The 18,743-nt window shown below is 34.1% G+C and carries 17 protein-coding genes and 1 pseudogene; 3 read left to right on the forward strand and 15 right to left on the reverse strand.

Features of this window, described 5'->3' with window-relative positions; all coding sequences use genetic code 11:
• Positions 1–87: 87 nt before the first annotated feature.
• From AC6CHR_RS14140 to AC6CHR_RS14190, 11 genes and pseudogenes are all read right to left on the reverse strand, one after another.
• Positions 88–513, reverse strand: a complete 426-nt coding sequence (locus tag AC6CHR_RS14140; RefSeq protein ID WP_498249683.1) for a DUF600 domain-containing protein — start codon at positions 511–513, stop codon at positions 88–90.
• A gap of 262 nt (positions 514–775) precedes the next feature.
• On the reverse strand, positions 776–1,231 hold the full coding sequence (locus AC6CHR_RS14145) for an immunity protein YezG family protein (RefSeq protein ID WP_498249596.1): 456 nt from the start codon (positions 1,229–1,231) through the stop codon (positions 776–778).
• A gap of 140 nt (positions 1,232–1,371) precedes the next feature.
• Positions 1,372–1,887, reverse strand: coding sequence for an Imm6 family immunity protein (locus AC6CHR_RS14150; RefSeq protein WP_498249597.1), 516 nt, complete (start codon positions 1,885–1,887; stop codon positions 1,372–1,374).
• A gap of 326 nt (positions 1,888–2,213) precedes the next feature.
• Complete coding sequence (locus AC6CHR_RS14155) at positions 2,214–2,702, reverse strand: SMI1/KNR4 family protein (protein ID WP_498249598.1); 489 nt, start codon at positions 2,700–2,702, stop codon at positions 2,214–2,216.
• 362 nt (positions 2,703–3,064) lie between these two features.
• A pseudogene (locus AC6CHR_RS14160) lies at positions 3,065–3,517 on the reverse strand (endonuclease V); the annotation flags it as partial.
• Positions 3,518–3,612: 95 nt separating this feature from the next.
• Positions 3,613–4,140, reverse strand: coding sequence for an Imm6 family immunity protein (locus AC6CHR_RS14165; protein ID WP_498249599.1), 528 nt, complete (start codon positions 4,138–4,140; stop codon positions 3,613–3,615).
• A gap of 14 nt (positions 4,141–4,154) precedes the next feature.
• Entirely contained in the window at positions 4,155–5,975 is a 1,821-nt protein-coding gene (locus AC6CHR_RS14170) for a hypothetical protein (RefSeq protein WP_498249600.1), read from the reverse strand.
• A 309-nt stretch (positions 5,976–6,284) separates the two neighbouring features.
• Positions 6,285–7,127, reverse strand: a complete 843-nt coding sequence (locus AC6CHR_RS14175; RefSeq protein ID WP_498249602.1) for an SGNH/GDSL hydrolase family protein — start codon at positions 7,125–7,127, stop codon at positions 6,285–6,287.
• A gap of 312 nt (positions 7,128–7,439) precedes the next feature.
• Positions 7,440–8,249, reverse strand: coding sequence for a helix-turn-helix domain-containing protein (locus tag AC6CHR_RS14180; protein ID WP_498249603.1), 810 nt, complete (start codon positions 8,247–8,249; stop codon positions 7,440–7,442).
• Between the two features lie 597 nt (positions 8,250–8,846).
• Positions 8,847–9,434, reverse strand: coding sequence for a CBO0543 family protein (locus AC6CHR_RS14185; protein ID WP_498249604.1), 588 nt, complete (start codon positions 9,432–9,434; stop codon positions 8,847–8,849).
• Positions 9,435–9,611: 177 nt separating this feature from the next.
• Positions 9,612–9,857, reverse strand: coding sequence for a hypothetical protein (locus AC6CHR_RS14190; RefSeq protein ID WP_498249605.1), 246 nt, complete (start codon positions 9,855–9,857; stop codon positions 9,612–9,614).
• Positions 9,858–9,985: 128 nt separating this feature from the next.
• On the opposite strand from AC6CHR_RS14190, the gene AC6CHR_RS14195 reads away from it, so the two are divergent.
• From AC6CHR_RS14195 to AC6CHR_RS14205, 3 genes are all read left to right on the forward strand, one after another.
• On the forward strand, positions 9,986–10,207 hold the full coding sequence (locus AC6CHR_RS14195) for a DUF1659 domain-containing protein (RefSeq protein ID WP_498249606.1): 222 nt from the start codon (positions 9,986–9,988) through the stop codon (positions 10,205–10,207).
• 91 nt (positions 10,208–10,298) lie between these two features.
• Entirely contained in the window at positions 10,299–10,517 is a 219-nt protein-coding gene (locus AC6CHR_RS14200; RefSeq protein ID WP_498249607.1) for a DUF2922 domain-containing protein, read from the forward strand.
• A 77-nt stretch (positions 10,518–10,594) separates the two neighbouring features.
• Entirely contained in the window at positions 10,595–10,735 is a 141-nt protein-coding gene (locus AC6CHR_RS14205) for a YvrJ family protein (RefSeq protein WP_498249609.1), read from the forward strand.
• Positions 10,736–10,874: 139 nt separating this feature from the next.
• Here the strand turns inward: AC6CHR_RS14205 and AC6CHR_RS14210 are convergent, their stop codons facing one another.
• The 4 genes from AC6CHR_RS14210 to AC6CHR_RS14225 all read right to left on the reverse strand — a co-directional run bounded on the left by AC6CHR_RS14210 (position 10,875) and on the right by AC6CHR_RS14225 (position 18,576).
• Positions 10,875–13,433, reverse strand: a complete 2,559-nt coding sequence (locus AC6CHR_RS14210) for a rhamnogalacturonan lyase (RefSeq protein ID WP_498249684.1) — start codon at positions 13,431–13,433, stop codon at positions 10,875–10,877.
• A gap of 1,368 nt (positions 13,434–14,801) precedes the next feature.
• Positions 14,802–14,963 carry an ATP-binding protein gene (locus AC6CHR_RS14215; RefSeq protein ID WP_498249610.1) on the reverse strand — a complete coding sequence of 54 codons (162 nt, stop codon included), beginning with the start codon at positions 14,961–14,963 and terminating at the stop codon, positions 14,802–14,804.
• Positions 14,964–15,528: 565 nt separating this feature from the next.
• On the reverse strand, positions 15,529–16,962 hold the full coding sequence (locus AC6CHR_RS14220; RefSeq protein WP_498249611.1) for a Coenzyme F420 hydrogenase/dehydrogenase, beta subunit C-terminal domain: 1,434 nt from the start codon (positions 16,960–16,962) through the stop codon (positions 15,529–15,531).
• Between the two features lie 90 nt (positions 16,963–17,052).
• Positions 17,053–18,576, reverse strand: a complete 1,524-nt coding sequence (locus tag AC6CHR_RS14225; protein ID WP_498249612.1) for an oligosaccharide flippase family protein — start codon at positions 18,574–18,576, stop codon at positions 17,053–17,055.
• Positions 18,577–18,743 lie beyond the last annotated feature (167 nt).

Below are 18,743 nucleotides of genomic sequence, written 5' to 3' on the forward strand. Positions count from 1 at the left end.
TTTTTTATGTAAAAGGAAAACCTTGACCGAGTAACGAACACTCAATCAAGGATCATTAGTAATTAGTTTAGTCATTTTATCATTAAATTAATTATTTTCCTTCTCAACTTGTTCAAACCATAACCTAGCAACAGAATTTGCAGTTTTATTAGAATCATTAGTATGTACAAGTTCATATTTATAATCGGCCGTTAGTTTATTTGTTTTCACGTCATAAACCATCTTAATTTCTGTTGGCATTTCACGATCATATTCTTTACATAATTTAATCATTTCCTTAATATCACCATTAATTATTTTAACAACTGCTTTTTGACGATCCACTGATATATCATAAGAAAAATCGGCATCATTCTCTTCATTAACTAATGCATCATTGAGTTTATGTCTCTCTACAATCTTACCATTGATATTATAAAAAAAGTCATTTGAAACAAGACCTTCTTCATAAGAACAATATATATATATTTTATTAGCTCTATCAAAAACATACTCTAAACATATCGAAACCATATCTGCCTGCAATTCACTAAAGTAATCCTCAAATACTTTACCCAATTCATTCACTCCTAATTTTTTTCCTCATATCTTCTGTCAATCCATGAGTTCTCTTTTTCACGCATGTATTCTTTACTTCGTTCAACCAATAGTCTTACATGCAAAATAAGTACTTGTTGTCCTTTTTGACAATCAAGTACTTTTCATTAAAATAAATCATCTATTAATCACCTCAATAGCCTTTTTGTGACTATAAATTAATGGCAAATATCAACTATTAAAGGTTTTTACTATTTATCTCCTCAAACCACTCATCAGCAATTTGACCAGCCGTTTTAGTTTCATGGTTAGTATATACTAAATCATACTTATATTCAGCTTGAAATTTCCCGCTCTTCACATCATAAATTAATTTCATTTCTGTTGGCATTTCTCTTTCATATCCATGACATAACGCTTTTATTTCTTCTATATTTTCATTAATTATGCGCATTACCGCAAGCATTCGTTCAGGAGACACATCATAACTTTCTTCCCCATTCTCCAACGCGTCATTCACTTTATGACATTCCAAGTATTTATTATTAATCAAATAAAAAAATCTGCTCGATATAATTTTTTCTTCGCATGAAGCATAAACATACACTTTTTCGGCTCTATCTTCAACATATTCTAAACAAATAGAAATCATATCTGATTGCAATTCACTAAACCTATCCTCAAATCCATTCATACTAATTTTTCTCTCCCTAGTTTATAAGAACTTTAGATCCTGGTTTACCATCAATAAAGTAATTAACTATAACTTTCTTTGGACGTGCTGGATCTACATATTCAGTTGCTTCCTGTCACCTAAAGGAAATTGCTATAACTCTAGTCGTTTGAAATTTTATCCATAAAATCATTTTTCATAATCTTAGTATTATTCACCTGAAGTTTATATAATAAGTTTTGTTTCATTTGCTGTATTTGTTCAATAGATATAAAGGTTGTCTCGATTGCACTTTCTACTAATATTTCTAAGCTTTCATCTTCAATTACTTCTAAAGCTTGTGGTAAATACTTTGTTTTCTCCTTTATATAAGCTTTCCATGCCGTATAAGAGACTATATCAACGAGTAGAGACCATAATCTTGCAATATTCAAGTCGTCTTCTTCTTCGGCAAACTCAGATATCCCTCTACACTCTATATTATCTATCAATTCATATAACTCATCACCCGATACATCTTTATTCTCAACCCAAACCCAACACTTATCCAAAGCATCTCTTCCATCTACATATCTCTCATCACTTTTTTCTATTACATTAAAGACTTCTTCACCTATAGCTAAAACAAAGGCAACTTTTACATCGTCATCTAATGTATATATTACTTTTTTCTCCATAAGCCACCTCTTAATCCATTATTCTACCATTCTTTAATATGAAGGATAACAACCCATTAGCTTTGACATTTCGCGCCTTTCTCGTTCTTGTTCAGTTCCTCAAAGTATTAAAACGATACTCCATGATGGTACAACATTCATGAGTAATGAATTTCAGTAAAGGATTATTCATGTCGTCCAAATTATAAATATCTCATAAAGAAAACAACACCTGTTGCCTAAAAGACAATCAAGTGCTTTAAAATTAGCTATATTAAGTAATCCATTATTAATCCAATAGTGCAACCGTCATGAATTCTTGATTCTAATCCTTATTTCTAGAATTGTTAGTAATGTAACTTATATAGAAATCTCGTAAATGTTTCTGCAATATCATATACATTTTCTCTAGCACGGTCTTCAACTTCATCTTCTGTTAACCCCTCTTCTCGCATTAACATTTCCTTTTCTCCTGCATTCTCATGCTCCCAAAAAACTACAATTGGATTATCTTCATGAATTTTATAGTCAAAACATATTAGGTTTCCAGATGGGTCAAAGGCAAAAGGAACTATCCTTTTTGGAAGTGTATCCTTATAGTTGTTGAAGACTTCAAGTATATGCTCATCATCTTGATTATCATATGTCAGTAATGTTCCGAATACCCTTTCTTTTCCTTTAACTTGAAATAGCTCAGGACTTACATGTGCACCATTATAATTCATTGCAACTTCTATGTAATCTAAGGGAAACTTCACCCCTAATTTTCCTCCAACATTCTCTACTTCTTCCTTAGTCACTGGTTCATCCCATGATCTCCACTCTATATTATTCATCTAATACCATATCCCTATAATTTATTTACACCTAAATCTACTAATCTAGCTGCTTCCAACGTATACTTGACTAGTTTATTTTTAATCACTCTTGGGGCATCTTTTATTGTGGATACTACACTTCTTAGTCGGGTAACGGATAGAATTTAATGTAACGCTTTTTAAATTGTTAACTAGTATCGTATTACCTTCTCTACCACGGCTAATTAAATTACAACACCAAAGCTAGTTCACTGAAAAAAGGCAAAAGCACCCGTTGCCTATCGACAATCAAGTGCTTTACTTATCAAACTATAAAATAAATATTTAAATTGGTTAAAACCCCGAAAAGAGTTAAATCAGTCGGTGACTTAATTCTCTATTCATCCTCGTGACAATTGTTTCCTCATTTTATGTGTTTCTATGTCTGCTAATCTAACAGGAATGGGTAGCCGACTTTCATTATTGATACAATTCATAACAATTTCAATACTTGTATCTATATCAATCCAGTTTCCACAAGAAACAAAAATGGGTTTAACATTTTGGGTCGTTCTCAAAGTTCTACCATAAACATCATTATCTATTATAATATCGGTGTAAGCACCTTCAAGGTTTTCTGGCATAATAAAATCGATCCCTTTAATTTTAAGATAGCTTTTTGCTACTCCAATCGTCGGTTTATTTAAGTAAAAGGATGCATGTGTGGCTATTCCCATGCGACGATAATGTAAATACCCATTTCCATCAAAGATATATAAATCTGGTTTTTTTGTTAATTTTTTTACTGCTTCTATGACTAAGGGTAATTCCCGAAAGGCAAGAAAGCTTTGTAATGTCCTAAAGTAATATTAGAGCCCTGCGAATAAACCATTGTTCAGCTAAGCATGTAGAGCATTATAGAAAAAGCCAAATAATCTAAATCACAAATTTATGAAATATCGTTATCAATTTTCTCCAAACTGTCCCTTTTAATGTAATTATTTGGCCCCATAATTACGCCTAATGAGTAGTTTTCCAATAGGAATCTTTTCACATTACTAATACTTTCAATGTTAAAAAGGCCAGACTCAACCGCGTTTTCACCTAATATTATTAAAGTTTCCTCATCAATCACTTCTATTACTTGAGGAACGATTTTCCTCTTTTCCTTTTTATACGCTTGATAAGTTGTATATGAAACAGCATCTAAAACTGAATACCAAGCATATTGTTTTTGTATCTCCTTTTCTTTATTTGCAAACTCAGCTACATCTATATAATCTTCGCTATCTATGTAATTACATAAATCATCTGCATCAATATTTTCACCTTCAAGCCATTTCCAACATTCATCTAGTGCATTTCTACCAGTTTTAAACCCATGTTCATCCATACCAATTAAACTAAACATTTTTTCGGCTATTACCAATCCTATAGCAACCCTAGCCTCTTCATTTAGATTATTAATAAAATCCATCACTGATTAACCCCTTACTTATTTTTTCTTATTTTAATCACATTTTCCGGTTTACCATTTTTCACCTCAAAAGACAATGTATCTCTTGGAGCTGGAATACTTGGATCAATTTGAGACGAAACCTTAATTCTCAAATTTGGATAAGTGTCAGTTAATTGCTTAAATATTCCTCTTTCATCATCTGGAACAGGATCAAACAAACCTTTTGTACATTTATTACAAATTCCATTAGGATTTGATTGATGAATATATAGTGTTCCATTAATATCTTCTGGTTTTAGATCTGTTTTTTTAACAGCACTTTCAAATTCAGCTATGATACCTTCTTCTGCATGATCCATGAACTGTGCATGACCTCTTATAGATCTGTTATAAGGCGCTTTAATTTCACGACTAGGAAACAATTCATCCAAACTTGGTAAACCTGCTTCTTTTCTAACTTTAGGAGAGCCACCTACAAAGCTCAAGTCTTCAAGTCCTTTTACATCTGTTTTTCCTACTGCAATAGTATGCGTTTCAGGTACATTCCACTTTTTACGTAAGTTTTCTAAATCTACTTTTCCAACAATTACTTTACCTATTGCATTATTCGAACCACTAAGACTAAGCCCTTCCATCTTACTCACAATATCATTAACTATATTCTCAGCCGTATGCTTATTCTCCGCAAGGATCCGTACGTCTCCAGCACCATTTGCGGGCACTAGTCCATCAGAAATATTAATATTAATATTTCTCACTTTTGTGAATCCGGTATCTACTAACCTAGCCGCTTCTAACGTATCATTCACTAGTTTATCTTTAACCACTCTTGGTGCATCTTTTATTGTGGATGCTGCACTTCTTAAGCGGGTAACGGATTGATTTGCTGCGGTTTTTACCATGGTATCTATTTTTGTGGTGCTTTGTTGAAGGCTTTCTTTTAAGCCTGTCTTCAATCCTAATTGTCCCATATTTCCACCTAGATGAGCAAGGTGGGCGGTGCGACTAAATTTCGCTAGAGCGCCGACGCCAGGGATGATATCGATTGGGCTTAATAGACCGCGTACCCAACGTTCCTGTGTATCTAGTTCTCTATCAGATATCCAATCTTTTCCGGATACGGCTGAACTCAATTCCAAGGATCCGTAGGCTACTCCTAAGGCAAGGCCAGCTGGGGGGCAAACCAGTGTGACTGCCACGACTACGGCCAATGCACCAATTTGTACCCAGAATTCTTTGTTTTCTTGTTGGTTTCGAATCGATTCATATTCAAATGCGCGCATATTGACGATTCCCTGTTGGTATTCCTTTTGTGAAAAGTCCTGGTCAGGATTGGTTTCTTTCCAGGCTTCATATTCTAGTTTCATTTGGTCCGCATAGCGATTATCGCTACTGAATAAATCATCTAAATTCACTTCTGTTTTGGGAACTTCTAATGTTTCTTGTGGGCCATATCTGGAATAATTAATTTGGACTTCTGTTACACCAATCCGGTTCTTTGTCGTATAGTTTGAAATTGATAGATCCCGTATTTCTGCCACAAAGGCATCCATATCTTCATAGAATGGTTGATCAATCGTGCGGTCGACAATATCACCAACTTTTCCAGCAAAGGAATGGAGTACTTTGAAATCTTCAAATAGTTCTTGGTATTTATTCTTTTGACTTGTATGGTGAAAGGAAATGACGCCATCACTATCATACTTGGCAATGTCATCTTCTACGTCCTCTAAAAGATCACTGAGTTCCTTTAGTTCATCGATCATTCCTTTTCCGTAGCGACCTAAACCAATAAGATCACCAATTCCGTCTTTCATCTTTTCCCAGTCTCCAGGGATATATTTTACATCCATTAAAAAACTCCTATTCATGCGTTTTAGCCTTTTATTCGCTCATACTTCTAAAGTAGTCCGTGGATGTTGCGCTAGCCTGTCAAAAATTATCTCTTCATTTACATCTCAGCTACTATTATACAAAGTAACTTCCAATTTTTACATAAACCTTTTCTCATAAATCTCTATATTTTCACATGACTATTTGCTCATTTTTTACTTTTTCATCCTTTTAAGCTTAGGCCTTATTGATGATTTTGAATGTATGCTTTTCCCATAAAAATAAGCCTAAGAAAATTGTCTCAGGCTTATTTTCAAACATTATCTAGACTATTTATTAATAAAATAATGAATCAAATACTCCGCCCACACCTTATTCCCTTGATCATTAGGTCTACTTTCCTCTGTTAAAAGTTCCGTCATCTTTCCATCTGTTAAATCAGGCCAATTTTCCCAATGGTCTACGAACGTGATCTTGTTTTCTGTTGCATACTCTTTCACTTGATTTACCTGATCTGGATAATAGGTTGCCTTATAAATTGGGTTTGGAGGTTGCAGGAGAATCGATACATCTTTGTTTGAGTTCTTCCACGAATTGATCATTTTATCAATACTATCAAAACGATTTTTCATCGATATTTTAGCGGTGTTATCATTGAGTGTGAAAGGTTCAAACAGCACAATGTCAGGCTTTAGCTTTGCGACTTCCTCAAAGGATTTAGAACGAATGATATCAATAGTGGTTTGGTCATCCTCTGAAATGATCGTTACTTTTATAACATCATTACCATAGGTTTCGGCTAATTGTTTTGCAAGAAGCTTCGGCCATGCCTGATCCGCTTCAGATGTACTAGCTGAACCGTAGATGATAAAGTGTAACGGCTTTCTAGTGCTAGATGCGGTTAAAAGCTTCTTTTGAATATCTTTTGGCAGGTGTTGAATAGCAGTCATGAGTTCCTTGTCATTTTCTTGCTTAGTTGGCTCTACGTCTAAGTCTGCTGATACTACTACTTCGGGCTTACTTTCCTCGGTTTCGATCACTTGTTCAGTTGTTTCGAGATTATTTGTTCGAATAGTTCCTTGTGCTGAAAGCTTGTTTTTCCAGTGGATATTTCCAGCAATAATTGATCCTAGACAAAGTAATAGGACTAAAAAGTACATCAGCTTTTTCATGAAAATAGCCCCCAGTTTACTAGTTTGATTGGTATAAAAAAGTTTGGCTATCCTTACTATTCAACTCTATAAAATTGTTCAGCTCTTGTTGGCTGCATGTGTATTTTAAAGAACGGTTTTGTTTCACATTTGTTAATTGGAATTCACTGTAAAATACACACCCATTCATTATAGGTTGTCCCTATAGTCTTTTCTATCAATTTCATTAGACAAATTTCGGGTGATTCTTCTTTGTTAGTAGAATAGTAGTGTGTCTAGAAGCACCTTCGACTAGTCAACCGAGTAAGCTGTATCACTATGAATGACTGGAACTTACTCCCCCCTTATAAAGTCATACAACTTATGCCTATTTTCCCTCCGACGTTCTACAAGTAGGTTACTGTACACGATGCTATAAAAGTATCCTTCGAAGGTGGAACGAATTTTACCACGTTTTTTAGCAAACACCGTTTGTTTAAAGGAACGGATGATATCAGCTAAGAAGTAATCTAACGTTCGCTGCAGGTTCATTTTTTGATAAGCAATTAAGACACGGTTCCAGAGTTTATAAATGTTCATTGCGTTAAAGTAAGGCTTTGTTGCTTCAACGAATGCATCAGGAATCGATTCTGGAAGATAGCTTGCATCTAATTCATCGAGTGACGGCTCCGTAGTGGCCTCCTTTACGTTAGTAGGTTTTGTTTTATTCTCACAGAGTGAGCTTTGCTTATTCTCTGTTTTATTAGGTGTGACAGGTGGAATGACATCTTGGGGTGACTCATTATGATTTAACAAAGAGTCAATAGACTCATATGCTTGAATGACCAGGAGATTGACACCTTGTTTTCCGTTCATTCGAGCGGTTGGAACCTTCGTAATGATCCCATTTTCCACCAATACCTTGACAGCACGAATGACTGTGCGTCGGCTCACTTTCACTTGCTCTGCTATGTACTCATATTTTGCAAAAGAAACACCAACAACCTTCACAGAATGCCTCCAGATCATTTGAAGAACAGCAAGTGTCGCTTCTGATAATTCAGCTTTATGCTTGTACAAAAATCCTCGTACAGATTGATCCATTTCATCTATTGTATGAAACGATTGGTACTTTTGGATTGTCTCGTAATTTAGTTTTTCCATGTTTATCTCTCCCTCTATATGTATAAAGTTAAGATGGGAAATATCGAGTTTTTCCCCTTCACTTGTTATATAGGGTTTTTATATTAGGAGAGTAGCGTCTAAAATGAAAAAAATTTAATTGATGTAGCTTTTCAAGTGGAAATTGGCCTTTACTAATTCAATTCATAATTAATTAACACTTTCGCCAATAACGAGCCGGTAGATACGATTAAACATAATCAGTGGTTTCCCTACTGTTTCTAAGTCTTTTATCTTTTTGGTTGGTACTTGTCTTTTATTCATGCAGAAGGTTATGTTCTAGGCGTACTAGGTTACGTGTCCAAAATAGAAAGACCTGTTGAAAGATTCTTGCTAAAATACTATTGCTTGTTTTTTGTAACCAATACCTTATGCAAATTCTAAATATGCTGTTGCATTACGTTGTAAATCTATTGTTTTGAAAAGTGAATTCCACCTCAGTTCAAATAAAAAGGACCGCCTCTATTGAGATGATCCTAATTCCGCACTTATATCCACAGTCTTTGCATTGACACAAATCAGCATTTATAAGTACATTTAAAGACTTATACATATAATGTTATACAAAAATGCAGATTTTTAGTAATCTACCTTTCTTTGCATCTTTATAAATATAGTCGTAATAAGTTTTGAGAACAGAAAAATAATACAATACCCAATAAACAAATAAAAATAATTTGCCCATTTATGCAACAAAAATAGATTGTGCATAGCTAATAATGGTTTAAGTAAGAATGACAAAATTAACGATAACCCGAAAGTGTAAATATAGAAATTTTTCTTATTATTTAGTGTCCACTGGTAGACTAACATAAATAAAACAGGAATTAACGCAGAATCTAGAGATATACTTCCTGGAATATAGGGTATAAGTTCGTAAGGGTAACCCCATAAACCTTGCTTATTTCCCCAAGAATCTATATAGCCAAACCAAACATGAATATTAAAACCGTAGAAACCTAAAAGGAAAATTTTTTCCCTATCAATTGTAAAATATAATAAAATTAATGGTGCCAAAAACAGTAATAAAAGAATCACCCAAAATTGCCATGTACTAAAATCTGAATATGTGTTCCAATATTCGTCCCTTAATTGTGTTACATCTTCCGTTAATGATCTAATTTTGTCATAAAAGTCCAACTGTTCTTCTTCCATTGGCTTTCTCATCAACAACACTCCAAAGAAACTTTTTGGTTAGTATTTGCCAATGTTGAATTAAAATGTATATATTTTTATACAAAAAACCACCCTATTCAGAGCGATTCTTCTTTCGATATTCTACAATCATTTTTTCTTCCTCAATAACTCATCCATTTTGACTTGCATTAATTCCTTTCTATGGTGCTATTCGGAAAATTCATCAAAGGTATCTGGATCTACCGTGATGGATATTCGACCAGCAACAATGACTTGGTCTAATTTTGTTTTTGTTCTTTCATTAATGCTTGGACATCTGTTGTATTTCCCAACAGAAACAGTATCCAATCTATCGGCTGCCACTATTTCTTCGTTAGTTAGTTCTACCTCATCATGTGTAAACTTCACTACTGTTGGTATCTTTTGCGTTCTCACAACCAACCTTAAAGGCATTGACCTCGAAGTCTAAAGGATACTATTCCTATAATACATAGCTAAATACATCTTTTTTAAATATTTAAACGTAACGCTACCCACCTCCACCCTTTTTTCTATATAAGAGGTGAAAGGGGGTGAGAAACATGGCTCAACAAGTATTATTAGATTCTCAACTACGACTCGTGTTTGACATGGGAATGGACGAGAATGGAAAAACGATTTTCAAAAATAAAAACTACAACAACGTCAAGACTTCTGCGACAGCTGATCAATTGCTACAAGCTGCACAAGCAATTGCCGGCTTACAAACGGAAACTCTTGCGTTAGTAGAGCGTAACAACTCTAGTCAGATTACTGCTGAATAAAGCAGCATCAAAATGAAGGGAACCTGAGATCGTATCGCTTTGATTCTAACAGCGATTTCCTTCAAAAACTCTTTAGAAAGGAGGAGAGAAGATGGCTAAAACATTAGAGCTTCAATTCATAAATATGGAAGGGAAAACAGTCAAAATCAGTGTTGATTCTCCAATTGATCCAGTTGATCCACAGGCGCTAGCAACGGCTATGGATGAAATCATCACTGCCAATACTTTTATCACAAATGGCGGCGAATTCGTCTCGAAAAAGGGCGCAAGAATCATTGAGAGAAATGTAACAGACATTGAACTAGCATAACCTGAGTAAAGGGCTGACATTGTAGCGAGTGTCAGCCCTTTCTACCTAAACTATTAAATTAAATGAGGTGTTAACTGATGGAACAATGGTTATCAGTGATTAGTGAGGTCGGCTTTCCTATCGTCGTCACGTTGTATTTACTAAACAGGATTGAAAGTAAGCTCGACACATTGAATCACTCGATTAAATTGCTGCCTTCACAGTTGCAGAAGCTATAAGTCAGTAAAAAGAAATTCTTACTAATTGGATTTTACATTTAGGATCGTTTTATTCGCAACGGTCCTTTTTAACTATCCATCTAACTCTCCCATTATGGCAATAACAGGAGCGAATCTATTCTCAATCCCTACTATTCTCCTACTCTAACGTATCAATCAACAATTGAGCATGATGGGATAGATTCAATTTTGCTTCAGATGAGATATTCGCTTTTTTTGTTTTGTGATTAAGTTTGGATAAATATTTATCTAAAAACTTAATTGCCTGCTTATCTGATCCCTTTGCCAAGTGATGCTTAGCTTGTTTTAAGGAGTTGGTTAACTGTGAAACTAGTGCACCGTTAAGTTCACCACTTTCCACGTATTCCTCCATTAAACTCTCTAACACATTTACTAAACCTGGCGTGTAGAAGTCTGGTGATGGTACTTTGGTAAAATCTGTATCAGATGCAAAATAGAAGCTTGGGTATGCTGGTTGGTTGTATCCTGTATTTTGCCAAGCAATACCTGTTCTGTATTGGGCATCATGCATTAATGTATAAAGCTTGCGATCTGTTACTTCATCACTAAGGTAGATTCGAATAGCCGAACTGTCTGTTTTTCGTACGAGCAATTCCTCTCTCCAGTCACCAAATACATCAGCAACTAAGTTTGGGTTACCCTTTGTATAATTGTTTGTAGCTGTATCTGTTGCCGTAAGTACTGTGCCATTTTTCCAATCATCAATTGTTGGCGTCTGTTCCCGTGAACCATTAACGAGTTGAGTTGTCATATCTGCTGACCATTTAATATTCATATTTGTACCAGGAGCATTATTTGATAGCTTTTCTCCATTGGCAGACCATAAGCCGACAGCCCATGTTTCCAAGCCTCTACTGTTTGGATCAACATCACCAATCATTCCACGGCCGGTATCTTTCCCCGTATATCCTCCATAAATCACTTCTCCTGTTGCAGCATCACGTAGTGCATAGCCATATGGAGCCCATGTCCCACCTTCGTGAACCATATATATTTCCTGACCTGGTCTGTCGGGATCAATATCGGCTACATGCAGGGCATCACCATGGCCAAGTCCCGCTTCTGTACCTGGTGTTGCACTTTCATCAGGCATGATATCGCGTGAATTGTACAATAATGACCCGTCATCATCGATCGTTGAAGATCCATAGACAATTTCTTGCTTTCCATCGCCATCAACATCGGCTGTGCTTAATGAATGCGCTCCTTGTGTTGTCAGCAATCCAAATTCCTCATTTGTTCCTTTTGTACCATGTGGTCCATCATTAAATGGATTGGTCATCGGTGTCCAGCCGCTATCAACTGTCCATCTCTCTTTTAAGTGTTTACCATCCCAGTCATACGTAACAAGGGTAGCTCTCGTATAATATCCACGAGCAAAGACTGCAGATGGCTTTTCACCATCAAGATAGGCAACACCTGCTAAGAATCGATCAACACGGTTGCCAGGCTCGATCCTTGACATCGCATAATCGCCCCACATCAAACCATCGTCGTGGCGCTCCGTTTGATAAGGAATGGTCTCCATTTCATTACCCGTTTCACCATTAAAAACTGTTAAATATTCAGGGCCATTTAAAATAAACCCTTCAAAATCTCTAAGATCATTACGGCTACTTCTGCCTGGAGCATATTCATCGATGAAATAGTCTGCTAAACTTTCGGCATCTTCTCTGGAAAGCGGATAGTTATACTCTTTTTCAATCCCAAAGCTTTCTTCAAGAGTTGCTGGCCAATTCCCATTTACGACCTCTTCATGCTCATGCCAGCCGATAAACATGTCTACCACATGGTTATAATAATCTTCACTACTCATGCGGTAGTCATCATTATTGCTATACCCAGCCTCAATATCTTTCTCTGGCATTGTAATGAATTCCTCAGAAGTTACTTTACCTTCCTTATCTAGCTTGACTACCTTTGTACCTGGTGCTGTTTTAAACATTAATTCCGCTTTCCCATCACCATCAAAGTCATAGACTAAGAATTGTGTATAATGAGCACCTGATCTAATATTTACCCCTAAGTCAATTCTGTATAAAAGTGTTCCATCATACGTATACGCATCAATATAAGTATTTCCCGTGTATCCTTTTTGTGATACATCCTTCGAGTTCGATGGATCCCATTTTACAAAAAACTCATATTGACCATCACCGTCTACATCGCCAACACTCATGTCATTAGCAGAGTATGTATAATCCTCGCCAGCTGGTGTTACACCATCGGCAGGTTTTTGTAACTGTAAATCATAATACGAATTCTCCCAAGGCTTAACAGCAGAGCTTTGATCTACCTCTTCTCCATCAATTACAGCGCTTACATAATAATTTGAATTAGCCGACCCAGCTTCATCCAAATAGTTTGTACTATCTTTAACAGTTGCAATTTTCTTGCCATCTCGATAGACGTTAAAGTTTGCTCCTGTTAATCCTTTTTCTGATGAACCAGATACTTCATTAGCTAATAGTCTCCAGCTAACAAATACACCTTCAGATGTTGATGCTGCTACCAATCCTCTATCAAGGTATTCTAATTGCATGTTCTTGTCTTTATGTAGTTGATTGTTATTCTTTCCATTAGCTGCAGATACACCGAGAGCCCCGGTAAAAAGAATACTTGTCGTTAATACATAAGTTAGAACTTTTTTAGCAAGTGATGATTTTTTCAATGGTATTCACCTTCCTCGAATTATTTTACTCAATTATTTTAGATTGAACATTCATCTCTGAGAAGTTGATTCAAGGTGACAAATAATGGTAGCGCTTACATAATAATGAACTCTAACCACCTTTCCTTAATTGTTTATTCCACCTAAAAGAAACCCTATCTATCAAAAAAGGGTTAATAGTGAAGTACTTATTTAGTTTAGTTTAAAAATTTAGGATTTAACATTTAATAAACAGTTATCTTTGTTTAAAAAACAGAGTTGTTTTTTGGATTGATAGATTTGATTATTTTTAGAGTCATGAATTATCTCTTAATCCTATTTATTTTTCAATAATACCAAAATAGTATAATTTTTCCTAATATGGAAGGAACATCATTTTGTTTACCCGTAGTATAGATTCACAACTATCTGCCCTTAATATCTTACAATTCTACCTTATCTTAAACTTAACCTAACCTAACCCTTATTTAAAAGTCTATCAATCTTCGAAAAATTGGTGTGGTGACTTGTACCATAGACTAGGCACAGATTTTCGGAATTTCAGCATCTTAACCAACTAAAACAAAGAAAGGATTTGTTGAAATGTGATATGAAGTACGCTTTCAAGTATGTTCAAAATTGTATGTACTAGAGGATCAAATCTTTTTAGATATCCTCAATACAATTCACCACAAAGCATCTTTTGAAAACAGTTTCCCTATTAAGATTCTGAAACATTTCAGGAGATTATAGAAAAATAAGATTTCCCCTTGAACTTTTACCGTTAAACTGACTATAAAACATGATTATAGGTTTGAGGTTAGGTTCGCTTTTAAAGTGAAACCTGGTTCAAATTACTATTGACAAAAATAACTTTACAGATAAAATTCAAAAAGAGGTTCAAGTCTTCAATGATTGCATCTCTATTTATTTTAGCTATATAAATATTTCAACAATTTTCGAGTGGTATGTGTTGTAATCAACGGTGTTAAATCCCAATAACAACTGTTCCAATTCTCCCTAAAATAACGGAGAATTAGTTTCGACACTAGATAAAACTGGGTGAAGGAACTAATGATCAAGATTGGTGATTTTTTTATGAATAGAGAATTATATCAGAAAGATGGACTATTAATGCAATCTCTTAGTATACTGAGTTTATCATCCTGAGACCATACGAAAATATAATAGAAGAAAGACAACCTGCTAAAATGAAGATCCATATGAAAGGAAGTAAATGGATCCTTACAAGGAATATATTATTCAAAGACTAAAAGAAGGAACTACTAACTGTTAGGTTTTACTTGATGAAATTGAACTGCTGTCGGCCCTTTTCGATAATTTTTAAGAGAAATGTCTGTAGGAAATAAACTAACTAACCATTCTTGAATCGGGTTAGGATACGCGATTCTGATATGCATGGATTTGTTTGGGATAACAGGTACAATAATGAGTGGTATAGCCCAGAAACACAGGGATTATTGTAGCGGTAATGATGAAGTTCGCAGGATACGTGATGGTCAACTGTGTCCGAGTGATGTAACCTTTCCGTTTCAAGTGTTGAGCATTCGAACCCCGTGATGCGCTAAGGACACTTATCCTGGTTTAGGATTAATTCCACCTCTGATGATTGAGATTCTTAAATCAGATTGATAGGGGTGAGAGCCAACAAGTCATAAGATGAACTCGCTAATTGATATAGACTGACTTTCCTGAATATGATTTCCAATTAGGCAATATCCATATAGTTTATATAATCTTTATTCTTTATAAGATTTACGGATCTGTAAGAACATATCTTCTGGGTCTTCATATATCATTTGCCTATTAGTTCCTAAACAATTGGTATATTTTATATTAATTTTCTCCTTGCAACCCTTGCAAATACATCAACCTTTCTTTCAGTTTATATATAATCATCAATAAGGATAGTCAGTACCTTTCTAGGCCTTACTACGAACAATCGAATAAAATTCAGGAAAAGAGGCCCAATCACGGGAATCCTAAAAGACTGGCTCTCCTCTTCTTTATTATTAACCTTTTTTATATGAACAGCTGATGCTCAAGCACTTTCGTGCTTTTTAAAGAGACAGGGTCAGGCTCCTAGCTTTCTAGTAATGTTTTAATCCGTTCTAGACTTCTTAATACTCTTCATTATTTTATTGGGTATTTTCATTATAATACTTTTAGGGCCCTGTTCTACAATAGATTTAATATAATAAATTCTATTGTATTTTTTAACATAACTTTCCATATGATTAATGAAGTAATTTAAATCTCCTAATTCTGCTGCCTTTTTAAAGCTTAAATGGCTTTGTTTGGAAATTTCCATACGCAAATCTTGAATCTTTTTTCTAAAAAAGGGAAAATCATTAGATGCAGGAATAGCTTTTTTGGGACGCCACTGCCCTATTTGATCTTTTTTGTATAATCTATAACCAAGCTCTTCTCTTGTGTGTTGAAAGTGACTTGCTTGTGACTTTATCATAGTTTCTAAACTAATATTATCTAGTTTCACCTTTTTACTTCTAATACCTTCTTTAAGAATATTTGCTATTACTTCGTTACGCACAAGAACTACATTGTTACCTTTACTATCCGTAGTATATTCAGGTAACCAAGCATCTCCAAGTGTAATATCAGCAGTTTCATTCATAACATCAGAAGTGAAATCAGAAGCATTGCTCTTAAAGAATCCTTGTCCCCAATTATGACCTAGAAGCTCTCTCATGCTTTTGATAATTTTAACCTCTTTGCCATTTACAATACCTATCATTTCTACACCATAATGATTCGCAGGAGCACTTGGTATCTTTTTCCTAAAATCAATTGACTTTAATTTTCCTGGTTCTATTCCCACTTGCCAAGCTAAACACTCAGCAAATTTTGTGCTTTTTTGATGTCCACAAATTAAACCTATTGTATATTTAATTCTATCTTTAATTATTGGGTCCTGTTCTGCTAAAAGCCTTATAGACATTATAAAACTAGGAATTCCTATTATGGCATATCTACCAGGACTCTCTTTTATTTTATTAATTACTTGTGAAAATTCCACAGGATAATATTTTGTTTTTGCACCAGCTTGTATTTCTTCGACCGATCTAGAAATATCATATTTAAAAAGTAATGAATCTTCCTTATCATTATTTTCCTTTACATGTATCACTCCATCGATCAACTTTCTTTCAAATAATTCCTTAAAGATCCACGTACCAAATCCTCCAGAACTAGCATTTTTACGATAGTCACCTTCTACAACATGCCCAGCGTAGAGATCTTTATAAAAACCGATTCTATTGTCATATTTAATTCCTGGAATTTTTCCATATAGGTTTTTACTTATTTCGTCTTCACTTGGACTTTTATCTGAATTTGGGCAGATCTTTTGTAGGAGAATGTCTTCATATCCTTTTAACTCATTAAAATTTGGTTTATATTCTCCATATTCATTCAATTCCATTTTTATTTTTTTATTTACTACTGCACATGCTCCACTACCAAAAGTGTAATCATTTTTAATTATAGTATTATAAAACTCTTCAAAGTCATTCATATTAGAACCTACACCTACTCTTTACTTTTTCAATTCTCTATCAATTGTTAAAATACTTTTTAAGCAATTTTCCTTTTCTAGATTAAGTAATCATTTACGTTTCGCCAAAGTATTCTTTAATGCTTTAGTTAATGATTTAAATAAGTCCTTTTCATATTTATTAAATCCATAAAACCACATTAATAGGAAATAACCAATGGAACATAATACTATCTTATAACTTAAGAATAATAGACTATCCTGAGGTATTATAAAATTTATTCCATATCCAACTAAAAGCGATATACCAACTGGTACGGACATTAGTAATATGTTTCTCCAGAAAAGTAATATATTAATACCAATTCTACAATGATAGTAAATATTCATTATAACTACATTACCTATAATATATGAAATTCCTGTACCGAAAGCTACACCTATACCACCATAACTCTTTGTCAATGGTATGGAAATAAAAATATTTAAAACACCTATTAAAATTAATACTATAGATCTAAAACCTTGTAGATTTTTTGCTTGCAAGATAGATAAACCGATATTTTGTATTAAAGGTACTGTTATAGGTATCATAATTATTAAAACCATATAATAAGCATCCGTATAATTTATACCCGCCCATATACCGATGAATTGGTGCCCAAACAGAATAAAACCGCTTAAGATATAAGCCATTATAATATACTGAATTCTTCCGAACTTAATCATCATATTTGTCAATTCTTCAGAGCTTGCATTTTTAGCTACCATCATAGATACTCTTGGTAAAAACAAACCACTGATTGAAGTAGAAAATTGTAAGTATAATCTAATAAATTGGATTGCAATTGCAAATACGGCAACTGAAGCTGTTCCAACAATAGCACCTAAAATAACTTGTCCCGTGTTCCAATTAATTTGGTCAACAATAATTCCCAAAAAGATAAAAAACGTATATCCTACTATTTCTTTCAGTAATTTATTATCCATTTTTCCAAATTGGAAATTTACTTTTAACTTTTTAAAACAGTAATAAACGTTAAACAATAAACAAGAGATATTCACTAAGCTAGAAACTATAACCATTGTAATAGAACCATAACCTAAGAACAAAAATGGTATAGTAATTAAAGGTACTGTTAAAGAACGAATTATTGAAACAAACTTTACAATTACAAATCTTTCATATGCTTGCATAAAGGACCCAAAAATTGCTAAAGGAAAAGATAGGGCAAAATTAATAATTAATATTACTACCATTATTTTTGCCTTTTCTATTTCAGAAATAGTTAAACCATTACCAAAAACACTATCTACAGTATTATAAACAATCACCCCAACTAAAATAGTCAAGATTCCAATGATGGAGTATAATATTAAAAACATTCCATTAAGCTTTGACTCCGCTCCTCTATTTCCAATAGCTCTGTTTCTAGCCGTATACCTTACTATTGCATTTCCTAGCCCCATATCCATTATGCTAAGATATGCAGATATAGAACCTATCATTGAATATAATCCATATTCTGATTGTCCCAACTGTCGGATCATAATTGGTGTATATAAAAGAGCTATTAGAATCGTAATGAAAATTGATAAGTACGATAAGATTGCTCCAAATTTCAGTTGATTCAACTTAAACTACTTCCTTTATGTTCTGATTTTACTTAGTCTTCCATACCACACCATAATTTAGTTTTTGATACTTAATACTTCCTTAATAATTTTTTGCCATTTCGCATTCTGAAATTTCTGCTATATGTGTACCGTGTATTAAAAAGGTAAATTAATTAGGAAGGAAA

It is taken from the genome of Metabacillus sp. GQ13 (assembly GCF_059758525.1).